This is a genomic window from Nocardiopsis alborubida (assembly GCF_012396365.1).
GTDB classification, from domain to species: Bacteria; Actinomycetota; Actinomycetes; order Streptosporangiales; family Streptosporangiaceae; genus Nocardiopsis; species Nocardiopsis alborubida.
Genome location: NZ_JAAXPG010000003.1, coordinates 65468 through 84203 on the forward strand (window position 1 = coordinate 65468; position 18736 = coordinate 84203).

At 71.1% G+C, this 18736-nt stretch carries 17 protein-coding genes; 8 read left to right on the plus strand and 9 right to left on the minus strand.

What is annotated here, in order from left to right:
• Nucleotides 1-4: 4 nt before the first annotated feature.
• Together HGB44_RS04055 and HGB44_RS04060 are read left to right on the plus strand one after the other, a co-directional pair.
• Nucleotides 5-913, plus strand: a complete 909-nt coding sequence (locus HGB44_RS04055; protein WP_061082123.1) for an ATP-binding cassette domain-containing protein — start codon at nucleotides 5-7, stop codon at nucleotides 911-913.
• Between the two features lie 729 nt (nucleotides 914-1642).
• The gene (locus HGB44_RS04060; RefSeq protein ID WP_061082122.1) at nucleotides 1643-1846 is read left to right on the plus strand and encodes a cold-shock protein; all 204 of its coding nucleotides are present in this window, start codon (nucleotides 1643-1645) and stop codon (nucleotides 1844-1846) included.
• 83 nt (nucleotides 1847-1929) lie between these two features.
• On the opposite strand, the gene HGB44_RS04065 is transcribed toward HGB44_RS04060, so the two are convergent.
• The 7 genes from HGB44_RS04065 to HGB44_RS04095 all read right to left on the minus strand — a co-directional run bounded on the left by HGB44_RS04065 (nucleotide 1930) and on the right by HGB44_RS04095 (nucleotide 9982).
• A complete protein-coding gene (locus HGB44_RS04065) occupies nucleotides 1930-3498 on the minus strand; it encodes a glycerol-3-phosphate dehydrogenase/oxidase (RefSeq protein ID WP_061082121.1) in 1569 nt (522 codons plus the stop codon).
• 435 nt (nucleotides 3499-3933) lie between these two features.
• Nucleotides 3934-4686, minus strand: a complete 753-nt coding sequence (locus tag HGB44_RS04070) for an MIP/aquaporin family protein (RefSeq protein WP_061082120.1) — start codon at nucleotides 4684-4686, stop codon at nucleotides 3934-3936.
• 217 nt (nucleotides 4687-4903) lie between these two features.
• On the minus strand, nucleotides 4904-6403 hold the full coding sequence (glpK, locus tag HGB44_RS04075) for a glycerol kinase GlpK (protein ID WP_061082119.1): 1500 nt from the start codon (nucleotides 6401-6403) through the stop codon (nucleotides 4904-4906).
• A gap of 322 nt (nucleotides 6404-6725) precedes the next feature.
• Nucleotides 6726-7517, minus strand: coding sequence for an IclR family transcriptional regulator (locus HGB44_RS04080; protein WP_061082118.1), 792 nt, complete (start codon nucleotides 7515-7517; stop codon nucleotides 6726-6728).
• 266 nt (nucleotides 7518-7783) lie between these two features.
• The gene (locus HGB44_RS04085) at nucleotides 7784-8788 is read right to left on the minus strand and encodes a threonine aldolase family protein (protein WP_061082117.1); all 1005 of its coding nucleotides are present in this window, start codon (nucleotides 8786-8788) and stop codon (nucleotides 7784-7786) included.
• A 103-nt stretch (nucleotides 8789-8891) separates the two neighbouring features.
• Nucleotides 8892-9347, minus strand: coding sequence for a MarR family winged helix-turn-helix transcriptional regulator (locus tag HGB44_RS04090; RefSeq protein ID WP_061082116.1), 456 nt, complete (start codon nucleotides 9345-9347; stop codon nucleotides 8892-8894).
• 2 nt (nucleotides 9348-9349) lie between these two features.
• A complete protein-coding gene (locus tag HGB44_RS04095) occupies nucleotides 9350-9982 on the minus strand; it encodes a DJ-1/PfpI family protein (RefSeq protein WP_061082115.1) in 633 nt (210 codons plus the stop codon).
• A 593-nt stretch (nucleotides 9983-10575) separates the two neighbouring features.
• On the opposite strand from HGB44_RS04095, the gene HGB44_RS04100 reads away from it, so the two are divergent.
• Nucleotides 10576-11952 (plus strand): GntP family permease, encoded by a 1377-nt coding sequence (locus HGB44_RS04100; protein ID WP_061082114.1) that lies wholly within the window; start codon nucleotides 10576-10578, stop codon nucleotides 11950-11952.
• A 27-nt stretch (nucleotides 11953-11979) separates the two neighbouring features.
• Here HGB44_RS04100 and HGB44_RS04105 read toward each other — a convergent pair whose 3' ends face one another.
• Nucleotides 11980-12696 (minus strand): FadR/GntR family transcriptional regulator, encoded by a 717-nt coding sequence (locus HGB44_RS04105; RefSeq protein ID WP_061082113.1) that lies wholly within the window; start codon nucleotides 12694-12696, stop codon nucleotides 11980-11982.
• Between the two features lie 138 nt (nucleotides 12697-12834).
• On the opposite strand from HGB44_RS04105, the gene HGB44_RS04110 reads away from it, so the two are divergent.
• Together HGB44_RS04110 and HGB44_RS04115 are read left to right on the plus strand one after the other, a co-directional pair.
• Nucleotides 12835-13365 (plus strand): gluconokinase, encoded by a 531-nt coding sequence (locus HGB44_RS04110; RefSeq protein WP_061082112.1) that lies wholly within the window; start codon nucleotides 12835-12837, stop codon nucleotides 13363-13365.
• A 106-nt stretch (nucleotides 13366-13471) separates the two neighbouring features.
• Entirely contained in the window at nucleotides 13472-13975 is a 504-nt protein-coding gene (locus HGB44_RS04115; protein ID WP_210751148.1) for a hypothetical protein, read from the plus strand.
• Between the two features lie 39 nt (nucleotides 13976-14014).
• On the opposite strand, the gene HGB44_RS04120 is transcribed toward HGB44_RS04115, so the two are convergent.
• Nucleotides 14015-14422 (minus strand): hypothetical protein, encoded by a 408-nt coding sequence (locus HGB44_RS04120; protein WP_061082111.1) that lies wholly within the window; start codon nucleotides 14420-14422, stop codon nucleotides 14015-14017.
• Nucleotides 14423-14763: 341 nt separating this feature from the next.
• Between HGB44_RS04120 and HGB44_RS04125 the strand changes: the two genes are divergently transcribed.
• The 3 genes from HGB44_RS04125 to HGB44_RS04135 all read left to right on the plus strand — a co-directional run bounded on the left by HGB44_RS04125 (nucleotide 14764) and on the right by HGB44_RS04135 (nucleotide 18736).
• Nucleotides 14764-16431 carry an ABC transporter substrate-binding protein gene (locus HGB44_RS04125; protein WP_061082110.1) on the plus strand — a complete coding sequence of 556 codons (1668 nt, stop codon included), beginning with the start codon at nucleotides 14764-14766 and terminating at the stop codon, nucleotides 16429-16431.
• A 257-nt stretch (nucleotides 16432-16688) separates the two neighbouring features.
• Nucleotides 16689-17693, plus strand: coding sequence for an ABC transporter permease (locus HGB44_RS04130; RefSeq protein ID WP_061082109.1), 1005 nt, complete (start codon nucleotides 16689-16691; stop codon nucleotides 17691-17693).
• Entirely contained in the window at nucleotides 17693-18736 is a 1044-nt protein-coding gene (locus HGB44_RS04135) for an ABC transporter permease (protein ID WP_061082108.1), read from the plus strand. The genes HGB44_RS04130 and HGB44_RS04135 overlap by 1 nt, the downstream gene beginning before the upstream one ends.

The window sequence follows — 18736 nt, forward strand, 5'->3', positions numbered from 1 at the left end:
GACCGTGCTGGAACTCAGCCACGTGCACAAGGTGTACAAGGTGGGCGCGTTCGGCGGTGGCCGCCTGCGCGCCGTCCGCGACGTGAGCCTCACGGTGGGTGCGGGCGAGGTCGTCTCGCTGATCGGTGAGAGCGGCAGCGGCAAGAGCACCCTCGGCAAGATGGTGCTGGGCCTGTCGAGTCCGACCTCGGGGAGCATCACCTTCGAGGGCACCGACATCACCACCATCAAGGGCCACACCGCGCGCAAGGAGTACTACCGCCGCGTGCAGGGGGTCTTCCAGGACCCGTTCAGCTGCTTCAACCCCATCTTCAAGGCCGACCGCGTCTTCGAGATGGTCCGCACCTCCTACTTCCCGCAGACCCCGGAGACGGAGTGGCGGGACAAGGTGCTGGCCGCGATCGCCACGGTGCGCCTGGACCCGGGCAACGTCCTCAACAAGTACCCGCACCAGCTCAGCGGCGGCCAGTTGCAGCGCCTGCTGATCGCGCGGGCGCTGCTGCTGGACATCAAGCTGCTGGTCGCCGACGAGATCATCAGCATGCTCGACGCCTCCACGCGCATCGACGTGCTCAACCTGCTCGCCGACCTCAAGGAGCGCGGCCTGGGCATCCTGTTCGTCACCCACGACCTGTCGCTGGGCAACTACGTCAGCGACAAGTCGGTGATCCTGCGCAAGGGCGCGATCGCCGAGATGGGGCCCACGGCCAGGGTCTTCGACAACCCGCTGCACCCCTACAGCCGTCACCTGCTGTCCTGCGTGCCGCAGCTGCACCGCACCTGGGCCGAGGTCGACGCCGAACTGGCGGCCAACCCCCCCGAGGACGTCGTCCTGCCGACGGCGCCCGACGAGGACTCTGCACCGCTGATCGAGGCCGAGGAGGGCCACTTCGTGGGAATCGACCAGGGCTGAGCCCCCCGCTTTCCCCCATTCCGGCGCCCGTCCACCCCCCGCGGGCGCCTCGGTCTTTTCCGGACCCCTCCGCGCCCGCTGTGGGAGGCGCCCCGGACCCGGGGGTCCGGGGCGCGGGATCCCCGCCGTCGAAGGGGCGGGGAAGCGGGCGCGGTGGTTCTTCGCGCACGGTCTCGACACCGACCGCCGAAAGCCGGAATTCGACGCGCGAACCCGGGCGGTCGGTGGTGATTCGCGGATGTCCGTACGGTCCCGGGTCCTCTTGCGGTACCTGCTCCCGAACGTCGGCGAACTCGGTCCGTAGGGGGACCCGGACGCCTTCCCGGACGCCCCGCCGCCCGGCGGGCCGCACACCCCCGTGGTCGCGGGCGGAGTCGTCCCGGACCCGGACGCGGCCACGAGCGCACCCGCCCTGAGGTGCGTCGACGACGTGCCGGCGACATCCGTCTGAACGGGAGAGGGCATCCCGGTGTGCGGTCACACGCGGCACACGGGTACCCTGGAAGGTCCATCGGTATTCCCCGGCGGGCCGTGCGGGTTGCCACACCTGAATCCTCTGCCAGCTGGCCCGTCTGTGGTAGGTTCGAAGTGATTGTTAGTCGTTGAATTTCGCAGTTGGTGTCTTGCCCGCGGAGTTTGTGACCGGCGGGCGGTTTCCAAGGGAGTCCGGCTCGCGGCAATTCGCGGACGTGAGTTTGCGTCCGTGTACACCGAGCTGAAGGAGAGAACATGGCTCAGGGAACTGTGAAGTGGTTCAACGGCGAGAAGGGCTTCGGCTTCATCTCCCCCGACGGCGGCGGCCCCGACGCCTTCGTTCACTACAGCGCCATCCAGGGTTCGGGCTTCCGTAACCTGGAGGAGAACCAGCGCGTGGAGTTCGAGATCGTTGAGGGCACCCGCGGCCCGCAGGCCGAGAACGTCGTCGCGCTCTAGCACGCGATAACTTCGCGTAACGCCCCGGAAGGCACCGCCTTCCGGGGCGTTCGTGTGTCCGGCCCCCCGGAGGGGGCGGGAACTCACTCCTCCAGCAGGGCCTCGGTGCGCTGACGCACCTCGGGGGTGTCCAGTCCCCGCACGGTCACCGTGGTGCGGCGGCGCAGCGCGTCGTCCGCGGTCACCGCCCACTCGCGGTCGCGGGCGAAGACCACCTGCGCCCAGATGTCGGGGCCGTCGGGGTGGATGCGCTCGCCCAGCCCCGGCTCCTCGCGGACCATCGCCGCGATGTCCATGGCCAGGCTCCCGTAGTGCGACGCCAGGTGACGGGCCACCAGCGGGTCCAGCGGGGCGCCGGGCGCGCGGTCGGTGATGAGCCGCTGGGCCACCGCGTCCGGACTGGCCAGCCCGGGCAGCGGCACCGTGCGCAGCGGGTCGGCCATGTCCTCGGACAGCGGCACGGCGCTGACCTTGCGCAGCTCCTTCAGGACGGCGCGGCCGATGTGGCGGTAGGTCGTCCACTTGCCGCCCGCGACCGAGAGCATCCCGCCCCGGCCCTGGCTGACCACGGTCTCGCGCTTGGCCGCGCTGGTGCCGCCGGGCCCGCCGGGCAGCACCCTCAGCCCGGCGAAGGAGTAGTCGACGTGGGAGGCGTCCAGGTAGGGCGCGTCGATGCCCAGCGCCGCCTCGCCGAGGATCTGCTCCACGTCGGCGGGTACGACCGACACGTCGGCCGGGTCCCCGGTGTACTCCTCGTCGGTGGTGCCCAGCAGCAGCCTGCCCTCCCACGGGATCGCGAACGACACCCGGTACTTGTCCACGGGGATGGTCAGCGCGGCGCGCCAGGGCTCGGGGGTCCGCAGCACCAGGTGCGCGCCCTTGGACAGGCGGACGCTGGGCGAGGCGGAGGGGTCCTCCATGCTCCGCAGCCGGTCCACCCACGGACCGGTCGCGTTGAGGACCAGCCGTGCGTCGATGCCGAACTCCCCGCCCTCGACGCGGTCGCGCAGGTCGGCGCCGGTGACCCGGCCCCGTGTGGTGCGCAGCCCCACGACCTCGGCGTGGTTGAGCACCACCGCGCCCGCGTCCACGGCGGCGCGCACGCTCATGACGGCCATGCGGCTGTCGTTCATCTGGTGGTCGCTGTAGGCGGCCACCGACCGCAGGCCGTCGGTGCGCAGGCCCGGGGCGAGCCGCCGCGCCTGGGCGGGGGAGAGCAGGCGGCCCATGCCGTCGCCGAAGGCGGACAGGGCCGAGTACAGGAACACCCCGGCGCCCATCTTCGCGGCTCCGTGCGGGCCGCCGGAGTAGATCGGGACCAGGAACGGCATGTGGTTGACCAGGTGCGGTGCCACGTCGGAGGCCAGGGAACGGCGCTCGCGGTGGTTCTCGGCGACCAGGCGCACCTGGCCGCTCTGGAGGTAGCGCAGTCCGCCGTGCACCAGCTTGGATGAGGCGCTGGAGGTGGCCCCGGCGAAGTCCCCCGAATCGACCATGGCCACGCGCAGGCCCGCCTGGGTGGCGGTCCAGGCGACGGAGGTCCCGAGGATCCCGCCGCCGACGACCAGGAGGTCGAAGGTCCCCCGGGTGAGTTCGTCGCGTGTGCGCGAGCGCGACGAGGCGATGCGGTTCTGGCTGGCGCTGACGGTCATGGCTGTGCTCCTCGGAGGGATGGAGGGGGCCTCGCGTGCACCTGAACAGTCTCCACGTTTCAGGCGATGTATCGCCTTCATAATACGACAATGCCGAACGCTGGTGAAGGTGAGGGGGTGGTTCAGCCGGAAAAACAGGCCTAGGAACGCCCCAGGGCGAAGGGAAGTTCGCCGAAGATCGCGCAGGGGAACCGGATCAGTACACGGGGCTCGAAAGATGCGGCATTGTCGAACTTCGATGGCCGCACGCGCGGCAGGCCCGCGTGGAGGGCGCGCACAGCGAAGCCCCGGGGCGTTCCGCGTGCGCGGAACGCCCCGGGGCGGTGCGGCCCTGGGGCCGTCGCGGAGGCCCCGGAGGAGGGGCCTTCGGGGCCCGGGCGGTCGTGGGAGGGCCGGTCGGAGCGGCGGTCGCACCGCCCCCGGGGCCCGCGGTGCTCAGGCGCCGAAGCCGGTGAGCCTCCAGATCCACGCGCCGATCACACCGCCCACCAGAGGGCCGACCACCGGGATCCAGGCGTACCCCCAGTCGGACGGGCCCTTGCCCGGGATCGGCAGCACCGCGTGCGCGATGCGCGGCCCCAGGTCACGGGCCGGGTTGATGGCGTACCCAGTCGGGCCGCCCAGGGACAGGCCGATCGCCAGCACCAGCAGACCGGTCAGCAGCGGCGCGAGGCCGTTGGTGAACAGGCCGCTCAGGTCGACGCCGCCCTCGATGGAGACGTAGCCGGAGTTCGCACCGATGCCCAGTACGCCCAGGAGCAGCATGGCGGTGCCGATGATCTCGGTGATGAGGTTGGCCACCGGGTTGCGCACGGCCGGAGCGGTGCTGAACACGCCCAGCTTCGCGTCCGGGTCGTCGGTGATCTTCCAGTGCGGCAGGTAGACCAGGTAGACCAGGACGGCACCGGTGAACGCGCCGCCCATCTGGGCCAGGACGTAGCCCGGGACCTGGGCCCAGGCGAACTCGCCGATGCTGGCCAGGCCGAGCGTGACCGCCGGGTTGATGTGGGCGCCGCTGGTGGCGCCGACGACGTAGACGGCCATCGCGACCGCCATGCCCCAACCGAAGGTGACGACGATCCAGCCGCCGTTGAGGGCCTTGGAACGCGCGAGTGAGACACCGGCGACGACACCGCCGCCGAGCAGGACCAGGATCGCCGTACCGACGAACTCTGCCAGATAGACCATGGAGACCTCCGCCCCGTCAGGGGGAACCGGGTCACGGGGGCCTCGCCCCCGCCGACCGGCGCCGGGCCGGAGGCGGGGGTTCAATAGGACGCACCCGTCACAGGAATGGGATGGAGCGGAGCGCGCAGGGCGTTCCGCGGGCCGGTTCCCGGGAGCCGAAGGTGGCAGCCGGGGCTTCTGGGAACCGGTTGTTCGGTGGGGTGCCGCCGCCCCCGCGCTACTGGGCGTCCTCGTGCTCGACCCAGTCCAGGGTGCGGCGCACGGCCTTGTTCCAGTTGCGGTACTCGCGCTCGCGCACGGCGGGCTCCATCTTCGGGGTCCACTCGGCGGCCTTGTGCCAGTTGGCGCGCAGCGTCTCGACGTCGGGCCAGTAGCCCACGGCCAGTCCCGCGGCGTAGGCGGCGCCCAGGCAGGTGGTCTCGGCGACCATCGGGCGCACGACCTCGGTGTCGAGCACGTCGGACAGGATCTGCATGAGCAGGTTGTCGGCGGTCATGCCGCCGTCCACCTTGAGCGTGGTCAGCTCCGTGGGCGCGTCGGCGTTCATCGCGTCGACGACCTCGCGGGTCTGCCACGCGGTCGCCTCCAGGACGGCGCGCGCGATGTGGCCCTTGTTGACGTAGCCGGTCAGGCCCGCCATGACGCCGCGCGCGTCGCTGCGCCAGTGCGGGGCGAACAGGCCGGAGAAGGCGGGCACGATGTAGCAGCCGCCGTTGTCCTCCACGGTGCGGGCCAGCGTCTCGATCTCGGGGGCGGTGGAGATCAGGCCCAGGTTGTCGCGCAGCCACTGCACGAGGGAGCCGGTCACCGCGATGGAGCCCTCCAGCGCGTACACGGCCGGTTCGTCGCCGAGCTTGTAGCCCAGCGTGGTGAGCAGGCCGTTCTCGGAGGTCACCGGCTCGGTGCCGGTGTTCATCACCAGGAAGGTGCCGGTGCCGTAGGTGCCCTTGACGTCGCCCGGGTCGAAGCAGGTCTGGCCGAACAGGGCGGCGTGCTGGTCGCCCAGCGAGGAGGCGACGGGGGTTCCGGCCAGGTAGCCGTTGGCCTCGCCGTAGACCTCCGAGGACGAGCGGATCTCGGGCAGGATGCCCTCGGGGATACCGATGGCCTCCAGGATCTCGGGGTCCCACTGGAGGGTGGACAGGTTCATCAGCATGGTGCGGCTGGCGTTGGTCACGTCGGTGACGTGGCGGCCGGTCAGCTTCCAGATGATCCAGGTGTCCATGGTGCCGAACAGGACCTCGCCGCGCTCGGCGCGTCCGCGCAGGCCGTCGACGTTGTCGAGCAGCCAGCGCAGCTTGGGGCCGGAGAAGTAGGTGGCCAGCGGCAGCCCGCACCGCTCGCGGAAGCGGTCCTGCCCCTCCTCGCCGCCCAGCTCGCGGACCAGGTCGTCGGTGCGGGTGTCCTGCCAGACGATGGCGTTGTGGACCGGCTCGCCCGTCTCGCGGTCCCAGACCAGGGTGGTCTCGCGCTGGTTGGTGATGCCGATGGCCGCGATCTGGTCGGGGGTGATGTCGTTCTTGTCCAGAGCCCCCCGGACGACCGCCTCGACGTTGGTCCAGATCTCCGAGGCGTCGTGTTCGACCCAGCCTGGCCTGGGGAAGATCTGCCTGTGTTCGCGTTGGTCGACCGAGACGATACGTCCGTCGCGGTCGAAGAGGATGCAGCGGCTCGACGTGGTGCCCTGGTCGATCGCGGCGACGTACTGCTGACTCATCGGGTGCTCGCCTTCAGGGTGGGGCTCGGGACGGGGCCGGACGCACACGGTTTCGGATTAAACCCGCACGTTGTACGACATTGACGTATGAGTAGCCGTTAGTTTCATCCGTCTTTCCTTCCCATGTCAAGGCCGCGTGACGCAATCGTGTCGCGTGCGTCACGCCCTCCCGGCGGCAACGCTGCCAGGCGCGGGCGAACGCCGGAAGCCGCCGCGCGGGAGGCGTCCCGCGGGCGTTCGGGCACGGGAGGGGGACGCGTTCGCGGACCGCCGGCTGGGGGCGGCGGGGGGAGAGACGGAGCGGAGCCCCGAGGAGGCAGGCTCAGTAGGGGGTGACGCCGAGTTCCCGGGAGATGGCCCGCGCCGCGTCGCGCACGTAGGAGACCTGCTCCATGTCGGGCCTGCCCCCCTCGCCGCGCAGGCGCTCGACGGCGCCGCGAACCCCGATGGCGCCGACGGTCGTGCCGCGCCGGTCGCGGATGGGGGCGGCGATGGAGACCTCGCCGTCCACGAGCTCCTCGGCCTCCCACGCCCAGCCGTCGTCGCGCACCTGGTCGAGCTGGCGCTCCAGTGCGGCGGGGGAGGTGACGGTGTGCCGGGTGAAGGAGGTCAGGACCGGGGCCCCGCCGGTCTCGACCACGGCCGGGTCCTCCTCGGGGGCCGCCAGGGGGTCGAAGGCCATGAGGACCTTGCCGATGGCGGTGGCGTGCAACGGCAGCAGGGTGCCCACGTCCAGGGTCTGCTGTGAGGCGTCGGGACGGAACACGTGGTGGACCACGAGCACCTGGTGCTTGTGCAGGGTGCCGATCCGCACGCTCTCGCCGCTGCGCGAGGCCAGGCTGTCCGCCCAGTTAAGGGCGCGGGTGCGCAGCTCGTTGCCGTCCAGGTAGCGGGTGCCCAGGCTGAGCATGCCCCCGCCCAGGCGGTAACGGCCCGACTCGGGGTCCTGCTCGACGAAGCCCACGTGCTGGAGGGTGCGCAGGATGCCGAGCACGGTGCCCTTGGGCAGCTCCAGGGACCGGGAGATCTCCGCCAGGCTGAGCCCGCGGGCGCCGGTGGCCAGGATCCGGAGGATGGCTGCCGCGCGTTCGATCGACTGGATTCTTCCCGGCATTGCGGTGCTACCACTCTCTAGTACGACAATGTCATACGCGGAATGCTACTACGCGTTGTGACGCGCGGCACGACCGCGGCAGCCGGACGGTCAGGCGGTCGGCACAGTCTAGTGGACCGGCCGAAACCGTCGCTGGTGTGTCATGAGGCCCTGACCTGCGATGATCTTGTACTTATGGCGAGGTTGGACGGTCGAGGCGCGCTATAGGTACAAGATCGCGGCGGAGGGGGCGACCCCGGTTCACGGCATGAGGTCGGCAGCCGGGGTCACAGCTCGGCGGTGGCCTCGGCCACGCCCCGGGCGGCCTCCTCGACGTCGCGGTCGGTGGTCTCCAGGTGCACCACCAGGCGCACGGCGTCGCCGATGCCCAGCCCCGCGACCCCGTGGCGGGCGAAGGCCTCGGCGTGGCGCGCGCCCTGCCCGGCCGGGGTGGGCACCAGCACCATGTTGGTCTGCGCCCGCACGGCCAGCCCGGTCTGATCGGCGATCAGCCGGGCCAGCTCCGCGGCGCGCTCGTGGTCCTCGGCCATCCGCTCCCGGTGGTGGCGCAGCGCGTACAGGGCCCCGGCGGCGATGATCCCGGCCTGGCGCATCCCCGCGCCCAGCAGCTTGCGCCCGCGCCGGGCCCTGCGCACCGTGTCGGCGTCCCCGGCCAGCGCCGAGCCCACCGGTGCGCCCAGGCCCTTGGAGAAGCACACCGACACCGTGTCGAACCCGTCCGCGACCTCCGCTGGAGTCGCGCCCAGGGCGGTGGCCGCGTTCCACAGCCGCGCCCCGTCCAGGTGCGCGCGCAGCCCGTGCCGGTGCGCGAACCCGGTGACCCGGCGCTGCTCGGCCAGCGGCAGGACCCGGCCGGTGAAGGTGTTCTCCAGCCACACCAGGGCGGGCTCGGCCCGGTGGACGTCGCCCCGGCCCGCGATCCACGACTCCAACAGGGCGTCGGTGGGGCAGAGGCCGTCCGAGTACAGGCGCGGCAGGGCCCGGGCCAGCACCGCGGTCGCGCCCTGCTCGTCACCGATGAGGTGGTGGTTCTCGTGCGCCCACACCTCCTCGCCGCTGCGGGTGGACACGTACAGCCCCAGCTGGTTGGCCATGTGCCCGGACGGCACGTACAGCGCGGCCTGCCTGCCCAACAGCCCGGCGGTCTCCTCCTCCAGTTCCCGCACGGTCGGGTCCTCGCCCCACACGTCGTCGCCGACCTCGGCCTCGGCCATGGCCCTGCGCATGGCCGGGGTGGGTCGGGTGACGGTGTCGGAACGCAGGTCGATCATGGCGTCTTCCTCCTGGCGGGACGCGTGCCCTCGGGCGAGGGGAGCGGACCCGGGGGCCGTGTCCGGGGTGAACGGGTGTCCGCCCGACGATACTGCCCGGCGCTCAGTCGCTCCCGATCCGGTCCAGGGCCCGCGAGAGCTGGCGCAGCGCCTCCAGCACGCGCGCGCTGTCCTCCTCGCCCAGCTCGGTGACCAGGGCCTCGGCCACCCGGTTGTGGTCGGGACCGATCCGGCGCAGGGCGTCCAGGCCCTCCCCCGTGGCGGCGAGCAGCTTGGCGCGGCTGTGCGCCGGGTTCGGCCGGTACTCGGCCAGCCCCTGTTCCACCAGCAGGTCGGCGATGCGCTGCACACTCTGCCGCGTGGTGCCGAAGCGGCGGGCGACCGCCGACACCGGCAGGGGCTCACGGGTCACCGCGCCGAGCACCTGCCAGCGCGCGGCGGTCAGCCCGGCGGTGCGGGCCAGCTCCTCGGCCACCGACAGGAGCTGTCCGTTGAGGCGGAAGACGGTGAGCGCGGTCCCGGTGAGCAGGTCGGAGTGTCTGTCCTCGGCAGGGGCCATGTTCAGGCCCCCTCCAGCAGCACGTGGTAGGCGCCGGGGTCGTGCTCGGCGTGCAGCCGGTACCACGCGTCGAGGACGCGGGGCGTGTACAGGTCCAGGGCCGCGAAGACCTCACGGGCGAACTCCAGGGGCGCGGTGGGCCCCGCGGTGATGAGGCCGCCGTCGGAGACCGCGAGCGCGGAGCGGTAGCGGCGCATGCCGGCGTAGCCGGTGGCCAGCAGGTACTCGGGCGCGGCGCTGGTGTGGTCGCGGTAGTCCAGGAGGCCCTCCCGGGCGAGCCCGGCCGTGGCGCCGCAGATGGCCGCCACCGGTACGCCGGCGTCGAGCCAGATCCCGGCCGCCGAGGCGAACGGGGAGAAGGACTCGGGGTCGAGGTCCCAGCCGTCGGCCCCCGGCAGGATCAGCATCGCGCTGGAGGAGGGCTTGAGCTGGGGCAGGGTGATGTCCGGAAGGATGGTCAGTCCGCCCGCGGTCGTGACGGGCGCACCGGTGAGGCCGACGGTCACCACGTCGTAGCGCCCGGGGTCGCGCTGCCAGTCGCCGCCCCGGATGGTCGCGGTGGTGTGCCCGATCTCCCAGTCCGCCAGCTGGTCGTACACGGCGAGGTGGACGGTCTGCCTGGTGTCTTCGATCATGACAGCATGCTGTCAAATGGACAACATACTGTCAACGATCGAGGGGGCGGATCGGCGTCGTCCGGTGCGTCCGATGCGCCCTCTGAGGGGATATGCGCTGGTCCGCAGGCCAGGCGGTCGGCGCGCCCACGGACATCATGGATCAGGTGTCGCCCGTCGTGCTTTTTCGGCCGGTCTACAAGTGCGCGTCTCCCCTGAAGAAACCCGGAAAGTTACCCCGGTCGGTGCCGGTGGGGCGCGGGTTGGCGGCCGGCGCGAGGAAGTCGAACCCGTTCGTGTGGTCCGCCCCGCGGGGGCCGAGGGGCGGGGCCGAGCACGCCCAGTCCCGGCGGGCCCTCGGTCCGCGTTCCGCCCCCGACCGCCGCGGAGTGACGACCGAACGCATCGCTGTGTCGCATGTCACCCCTGCCCTGGAAGCTGCTGGTGGGTCGGGTTTCCGGTGACGCAGGTCTCGTGGGCGTAACAGAACGGAACGGCGGTGTTCACATAACCTCACAAATGGTATTACCATTCTCGGAGCCTGCCCCCAGAGCAGGTCGGAGTCGTACTCCCGTACAGCTCAGCACCACCGCACACCCACGGAAGGCTCCGTCATGGAGAACTTCGAACCCGTCTACGGGACGGGCCCCCTTCTCGGGATCGCTGCGGGCGCCATCGCCCTCCTGCTGTTCCTGATCATCCGCCTCAAGCTGCACGCGTTCGTGGCACTCATCCTGGTCAGCGTCCTGACCGCCCTGGCGACCGGCATCCCCGTCTCCGGGGTGGTGCCCACTCTCCTGGACGGCTTCGGGGGCACCCTCGCCAACGTCGCCCTGCTCGTCGGGCTCGGTGTGATGATCGGCCGCATGCTGGAGATCACCGGTGGCGCGGCCGTCCTGGCCGGGGCGCTGATCAGGCTCTTCGGTGAGAAGCGCGCGCCGCTCGCACTCGGGGTGGCCTCGCTGCTCTTCGGCTTCCCGATCTTCTTCGACGTCGGCCTCATCGTCATGCTGCCGATCGTCTTCAGCGTGGCCCGCCGCGTCGGCGGGTCCGTGCTCATGTACGCGCTGCCCACGGCGGGCGCCTTCGCGGTCATGCACGCCTTCGTGCCCCCGCACCCCGGACCGGTCACCGCGGCGGTGGAGGTCGGGGCGGACATGGGGCTGGTGCTCCTGGTCGGCACCGTCCTGGCCATCCCCACCTGGTACCTGGCCAGCTACCTGTTCGGCCTGTGGGCCGGGAAGAAGTGGGAGCTGCCGGTCCCCGAGGACATCATGTCCGACGGCACCGTCGAGCACGAGAACCCGCCGCACCTGGGTACCGTCATGGCCATCCTCCTGCTGCCGATGCTGCTGATCTTCGCCAACACCGGTGTGACCACGTTCGTCTCCACGGGCGCGGTGTCCGCCGAGGCCACGTGGGTGCAGGTCCTCCAGCTGCTCGGCCAGACCCCGATCGCGCTGCTCATCACCGTGCTCTTCGCGATGGTCGTGCTCAGCCGGGGCCGCTTCACCCGCCAGCGGGTGGAGGAGATCGTCGGCGGCGCGCTCGGCCCGGTCTGCGCCATCATCCTCATCACCGGCGCCGGCGGCATGTTCGGCGGCGTGCTGCGCACCAGCGGCATCGGCGACGCCCTCGCCGACAGCCTGGAGTCCACCGGCCTGCCGGTGATCGTCGCCGCCTTCGTCATCGCGCTCGCGCTGCGCGTCGCCCAGGGCTCGGCCACCGTCGCCATCACCACGGCGGCGGGTCTGATCGCCCCGGCCGTGGCGGCCGCATCGGGACTGTCCTCGATCGACCTGGCCCTGATCGTCATCGCGATCGCCTCCGGCGCCACCGCCCTGTCGCACGTCAACGACTCCGGGTTCTGGCTGGTCGGCCGTTTCCTGGGTATGGACGTCAAGACAACGCTCAAGACCTGGACGGTCATGGAGACCCTGATCGGCTTCATCGGCTTCGGGCTCGCCTTCGGACTCAGCCTGGTGCTGTGACCGCACGGGCGGAACCCCGCCGTCCGCTCAGGACGCGGGTTCCGCCCTCCGGTCGTCCTCCAGCGCGACGGACACCTCGGTGACGATGGAGCGCATCGCGGCCTCCGCCACGTCGGGGAGGCCGTCCCGGATCGCCTGGGCCACGGCCTTGTGCAGCCGCAGCGCCTCCGGGCGCGGGTTGCGCGGCATCAGGTGGTAGGAGGTGCGTCCGACCAGGACCTCCGCCACCACCTGGGACAGGCCGACGAACATCTCGTTTCCGGACAGCTCCAGGATGCGGCGGTGGAACGTGACGTCCAACTCCAGGAAGGTCTCCAGGTCCCCGGCCCGCCCGGTGCGGACCATCTGGTCGGCGACCACCACCAGCTGGGCCCGCTCCTCGGCGTCTCCGCGCTCGGCGGCGAGCGCGGCGGCGCCCGGTTCCAGCGCGGCGCGCAGCTCGTTGAGCGAGCGCAGCTGCTCCATCCGGCCGGGTCCGGCCAGGCGCCAGCGGATGAGCTGGGGGTCGAAGACGCTCCAGTCCCGGCTCGGGCGCACGCGGATGCCGGTGCGGGGGCGGCTGACCACCAGCCGCATGGACTCCAGGACGCGCACGGCCTCGCGCGCGACCGTCCTGGAGACGCCGAAGTCCTGTTCCAGGCCCTGGAGGGTGAAGGTGTGGCCGGTCCGGTACTCGCCTGAGGCGATGGCGGGACCGAGCACCGCCAGCACCCGGTTGTGCAGTGTGCGGTGGTCAGCGGCCATCGTTCTCCTCGCGCTCCGGGACCGTCCGGTTGGCCACATGCGGCCGGGGGGTCACGCTGAAGCCTAGCCGGATTGATTGATATCACTATTAATGGTGACGCTTGCGGCCACGCAGGGGCACCACGACACGGAGAAACCATGCACTTTGTCTTCATGGGCGTCTCGGGTAGCGGCAAGACCACCGTCGCCGAACGTGTGGCCGAGCAGCTGGGTCTGCCCTTCGCCGAGGCCGACGAGTTCCACCCGCGGGCCAACATCGACAAGATGGAGGCGGGCGTCCCGCTGACCGACGAGGACCGCTGGCCGTGGCTCCACGAGCTGGCCCGCTGGATCGGCGAGCACGAGGCCGCCGGCGAGTCCACGGTCATGGCCTGCTCGGCGCTCAGGCACAGTTACCGCGACGTCCTGCGCCAGGCCGCCCCGGGGGTGCGCTTCCTGCACATGCACGGTTCCGCCGAGGTGATCTGGCGGCGGATCGAGGCACGTCGGGACCACTTCATGCCGCCCGCGCTCCTGGAGTCGCAGCTCGACACCCTGGAACGGCTGAAGGCGGACGAGCCCGGCCTCGAACTCGACGTCAGGGACGACGTGGAGTCCCTCGTCGGGCAGGCGCTGGAGTACGTGGGACCGCTGCTGCGTCCGGCGAAGGCGCCCGCCGTCGGGGACTGAGGGAAGCGGCGGCGGGCCACGGTCGCGTCACCGTCGGGTCTCAACTTCCGTGCACGGTTCCGCGGGTGCCTTGCGCGGTTCCTCCCGGAACGCGACCCTGTTCGGCATGTCGAATTCCGTCTCGTCCCCCGTGTCCCCCGCCTCACGGATCCTCGGCACCGCACGGTCCTCCGCCGCGGGCCTCCTCGCGGAGCGCCACCCCGGTGTTCGGCCTCCGCGTGACGTGCGCCAGACCTGCGTCCTGATGCTGGTCGGCCTTCCCGCGTACGGCCTGCTGGCCTACCTGGCGGGCGACCGGATGCTCTCGGGCGCGCACGAGGACGCCGTCGGCGGCCTGCGCGCCCTGATGGTCGCCGCCGCGCTCGTGGGCGTTGTCCTGGCGGCCCTCGCCCTCCCGGTGCGCCGCGGCGGCAACGTCCTGTGGCGCGGCGCCCAGGTCGGCGCCGTGGCCGGGCTGGGGGTCGCCCCGGCCGGTCTGTACGCGGCCGCGCGGCTGGTGGACACTCCGCTGCTGCTGGCCGCAGTCCTGGTGGCGGTCGCCGCCATCGTCGTCAACATCGCGCTGTGGAGCACCGAGGTCCGCCGCTGGTGCGGCCTCGGGCGTTCCTGAGCCCGGCGGCGGCTCCGGCGCCCCGAGGCCGCTCCTCCGTCAGTCCTCGTCGTCCTCGCCGTCGGCGGCCGCGTGCAGCCGCGCCAGGTGGTCGCTGTCGTCCTCCCCGTGGCGGCCCAGGTAGATCTCCCTGGCCTCGTCCGCGATGTCGGCCGACTCGTCCTCGAAACCGTAGTCGGCCAGGTCGTCCAGCAGGTCCAGCGCCCGGTGCAGGGCGTCGCCGTCGTCGGGGGACTGGGCGGACTCCTGGGGGAGGTGGTCCACGACCCTGGCGAGGACGGCGGCACGCGCCTCGTCCACGGCGCTCTCGGAACCGGCCGCGGCGGTCAGCCGGATCCTGGTGATGGGATCCTCGTCGGCCACCAGCATCAGCTGTTCGGCCAGCCAGGAGGCCTCCTGGCCTTCGAGGAACGCGGTCAGCGCCGCGTCGTCAAGCGGTGTGGTCATTCGCAGATCATAGGCCCGCCCGGTGCCTCCACCGACACCGGAGTCCGGGCCCCGGAGGCGGATCCGCGGGCCCGAAAAACACACCTTTTCATCCGATCATCGGATATCAGGTGACAGGAAAATTCTTTTCCCGGAGTTACGGGGGTGTCGCAGTGAGGTTTCACGTGATAGTGCGTTCATCTGTTCGACAACTCGTATCCGAAAATGCGCCCACGGATCACGGCACAGATGGGAAACGGTTGTATTAATACCCAGCTGTCTACCTTCACAGCCGCTCTCGGAGCGGTCTAGGGTCCACTCAATCGTTCCAGGGCCTGCCGGGCCCCGCACTGAGGTGGACCATGTTCAGGAAGCCTTTCCGAAAGCCGCTGGCCCTCCTGGCCTCCGCGGCCGCGCTCACGCTGGTGGCCACGGCGTGCGCCGAGAGTAACCGCGAGGGCGAGGGGACCGACGCGTCGGAACCCTTCGTCTTCGCCTCCGCGGGCGACATCAAGACCCTCGACCCCTTCCTCACCAGTGACGGTGAGACTTTCCGTTACAGCAGGCAGGTATTCGAAACCCTTCTCGAACACGAATCGGGCGGGACCGAGATCGTCGGCGGACTCGCCGAGGAGTGGGAGCAGTCCGAGGACGGCACCGTCTGGACCTTCCACCTGCGTGACGGAGTCCTGTTCCACGACGGCGACGAGTTCAACGCCGAGGCGGTCTGCGCCAACTTCGACCGCTGGCACAACCTCACCGGCGGTTTCCAGAGCTCCAACAACTCCTATTACTGGCAGTCGATCTTCGGCGGTTTCGCGGAGAACGAGAGCGAGGACCTCGCCGAGTCCCGGTACGTCTCCTGCGAGGCCGCCGACGAGCTGACCGCGGTCATCACGATCGACGAGTACTCCTCCATCTTCCCCGGCGGTTTCAGCCTCGCCTCGTTCGGCATCATGAGCCCCAGCACGCTGGAGGCCATCGCCGACGCCGAGATCACCGGCGAGGAGGGCAACTTCACCCTCCCCGAGTACACCCAGACGGCCGGGACCGTCGCGGGCACCGGGCCCTTCACCGTCCAAGAGTGGGACCACGACCAGGCCGAGGTGACCCTCCAGCGCTTCGACGACTACTGGGGCGACGCCGCGGGCTTCGAGACGATGATCCTGCGCGCGATCCCGGACGAGACCGCCCGCCGCCAGGCCCTGGAGGCGAGTGACATCCACGGCTACGACCTGGTCGCCCCCGCCGACGTCGCCCCCCTGTCCGAGGCCGGGTTCCAGGTGCCCACCCGCGGCGTCTTCAACGTCATGTACATGGCCTACCAGCAGGAGGCCAGCGAGGCGCTCGCCGACCTGGAGGTGCGCCAGGCCCTCGCCCACGCCGTGGACCGCCAGCGCATCGTCGACACGATCCTGCCCGAGGGCGGCGAGGTCGCGACCCAGTTCCACCCCGACACCCTCGACGGCTGGTCCCCGGACGTGCAGACCTACGAGTACGACCCCGATCTGGCCAGGGAGATGCTGGCGGACGCCGGGCAGGAGGACCTGACTCTGGAGTTCTGCTACCCGACCGACGTCACCCGCCCCTACATGCCCGCGCCGCGCGACATCTTCGACGTCATCGCCGCGGACCTGGAGGCGGTCGGCGTCACCGTGGAGCCGGTCACCTACGAGTGGACCGAGTACGTCCCGCGCACCAACTCCGGCGAGTGCCCGCTGTACCTGCTCGGCTGGACGGGCGACTACAACGACGCCTACAACTTCATCGGCACCTGGTTCTCCGGGTACAACAGCGAGTTCGGCTTCCGTGACGAGGACCTGTTCGAGGCCATGGAGGAGGCGAGCACCAACCCGAACCAGGAGGAGCGTGTCGCCGCCTACCAGGAGCTGAACAACCAGATCATGGACATCCTGCCGGGGCTGCCCATCTCCAGCTCCCCGCCGTCCATCGCCTTCGCCGAGAGCGTCAACCCGCCCAACGTCAGCCCGCTGACCCAGGAGAACTTCGCCGAGGCCTCCTGGAAGTAACCCGAAGCAGTCCGGCCGACCTCCCCGAGGGGAGGGGGAAGGGGCCCGACCGGCCGCCGGTCGGGCCCGCCCACTGCCCGGGGCCGCGGTCCACGGTCCGTCCGGGACCGCGCGCCCCGCGCCGCGGCACCACCCGGCAGGGCGCGCCGCCCGCGCGCCGCCCGGGCCCCTGACCAACCACCCGCTCGAACTCCCGCCGCGATCCGGCGGGGACGCTTCGCGTCCATCGTTCCCACCACTGGCGAAAGGCGGCGAAGGTGCTGCGATTCATCGTCAGGCGTCTCCTCCAGCTGATCCCGACACTGGGCGGCCTGTCGATCCTGCTGTTCGTCTGGCTGCAACGGCTGCCGGGCGGACCGGAGTACGCCCTCCTCCCCGACGACGCGACGGCCGAACAGCGTGCGACGCTGCGTCGTTCCCTCGGCCTGGACGAACCGATCACGGTTCAGTACCTGGCCTTCCTGCGCCGTATCCTCCAGGGCGACCTCGGGACCTCGCTCTCCACCGGGCGGCCGGTCACCGAGGAGTTCCTCACACGCTTCCCGGCCACGTTCGAACTGTCGCTCACCGCGATGCTGATCGCGGTGGTCGTCGGCGTCCCCCTCGGCTACCTCGCCGCGCGCAGACGCGGCTCCGTGCTGGACTTCGCGGCCGTGGGCGGATCCCTCCTGGGCATCTGCACACCGGTGTTCTTCCTCGCCTTCATCCTGAAGGTGGTCTTCGCCGAGCAGCTCGGGATGTTCCCCTCCGCCTTCAGGCTCTCCCCGGGCCTGTCCCGCACCGACCTCACCGGGTTCGTCGTCCTCGACGGCCTGCGGACCGGGGAGTTCGACGTGGTGTGGGACGCCCTGCTCCACCTCGTGCTGCCCGGGGTCGCGCTGGCCTCGATCCCGCTCGCCGTGATCGTCCGGATGACCCGCGCCAGTGTCCTGGAGGTGGTCGGCGAGGACTACGTGCGCACCGCCAACGCCAAGGGGCTGCACCGCAACACCGTGCGCACCCGCCACGTGATGCGCAACGCCATGCTCCCCGTGGTCACCTCCGTCGGGCTGCTCACCGGAAGCCTGTTCGCCGGTGCGGTGCTCACCGAGAGCGTCTTCGCCTTCCCCGGCATCGGCTCGTTCGTCTACGCCGCCACACAGGGGCGCGACTACCCGGTCCTCACCGGGTTCATCCTGCTCATCGCGACCATGTACGTGTTCATCAACCTGTTGGTGGACATCTCCTACAGCCTCCTCGACCCGAGAGTGCGGGCCCAGTGATGCCGACGACACCGAGCTCCCAGAACAGGTCCGAGCCCGCGGGCGCCCCGGTGCCCGAGGGCACCGCGGCCCAGCGCACGCCCCTCCTGGGTCGCAAGGCGGCCAGGGTCGACCGGCTGGCCGAACTCATGGGCCAGCACGAGCAGGGCGAGCACGGCTCGGGGATCTGGCGCACCGCGTTCGAGCGCATGCGCCGCAGCCCCATGGCCATCACCGGCGCCGTGATCGTCGTGCTGTTCGTCGCCGTGGCGCTGTTCTCACCGCTCATCGCGCCCTACGACCCCGTCTCCCAGAGCTGGGGCGACGAGGTCTTCCCCAACCGCAACGTGTTCGTCGGCCCGCGAGCCGAGAACTGGCTGGGCCTGGACAACCTCGGCCGCGACCAGTTCTCCCGCATGGTGATCGGCGCCCGACAGACCCTCCTGGTCGGCGTGGTCGCCACCCTGGTCGGCTTCGGCGTGGGCGCGGTGCTCGGCGGCGCGGCCGGGGCCGCCGCGGTCCTCGGCGGCCGCTGGGGGCGCCAGGTCGACAACGCCGTCATGCGCGTCATCGACATGATGCTGGCGCTGCCCACCCTGCTGCTCGCGGTCACCATCGCCGCCCTGGTCGGCCCCAGCCTGACCACGGTCATGTTCGCGGTCGGCGTGGCGCAGATCCCCATCTTCGCCCGCCTCCTGCGCGGCGCGATGCTCTCCCAGGGCAACCGCGACTACGTGCTGGCCGCCCGCGCACTGGGCGTGCGCAAGCACAAGATCGCGCTCGTGCACATCCTGCCGAACTCGCTCGGCCCGGTGATCGTGCAGTCCACGCTCACCCTGGCCACCGCCATCATCGACGCGGCCGCCCTGTCCTACCTGGGCCTGGGCAACCCGGACCCGGCCTTCCCCGAATGGGGGACCATGCTCGCCGACGCCCAGCGGTTCCTGTCCAGCGCGCCGCAGCTGGCCGTGTACCCGGCGCTGGCCATCATCGTCACCGCCCTGGGCTTCACCCTGCTGGGTGAGGCGATGCGGGAGGCGCTCGACCCCAAGCTGAGGAAGTGA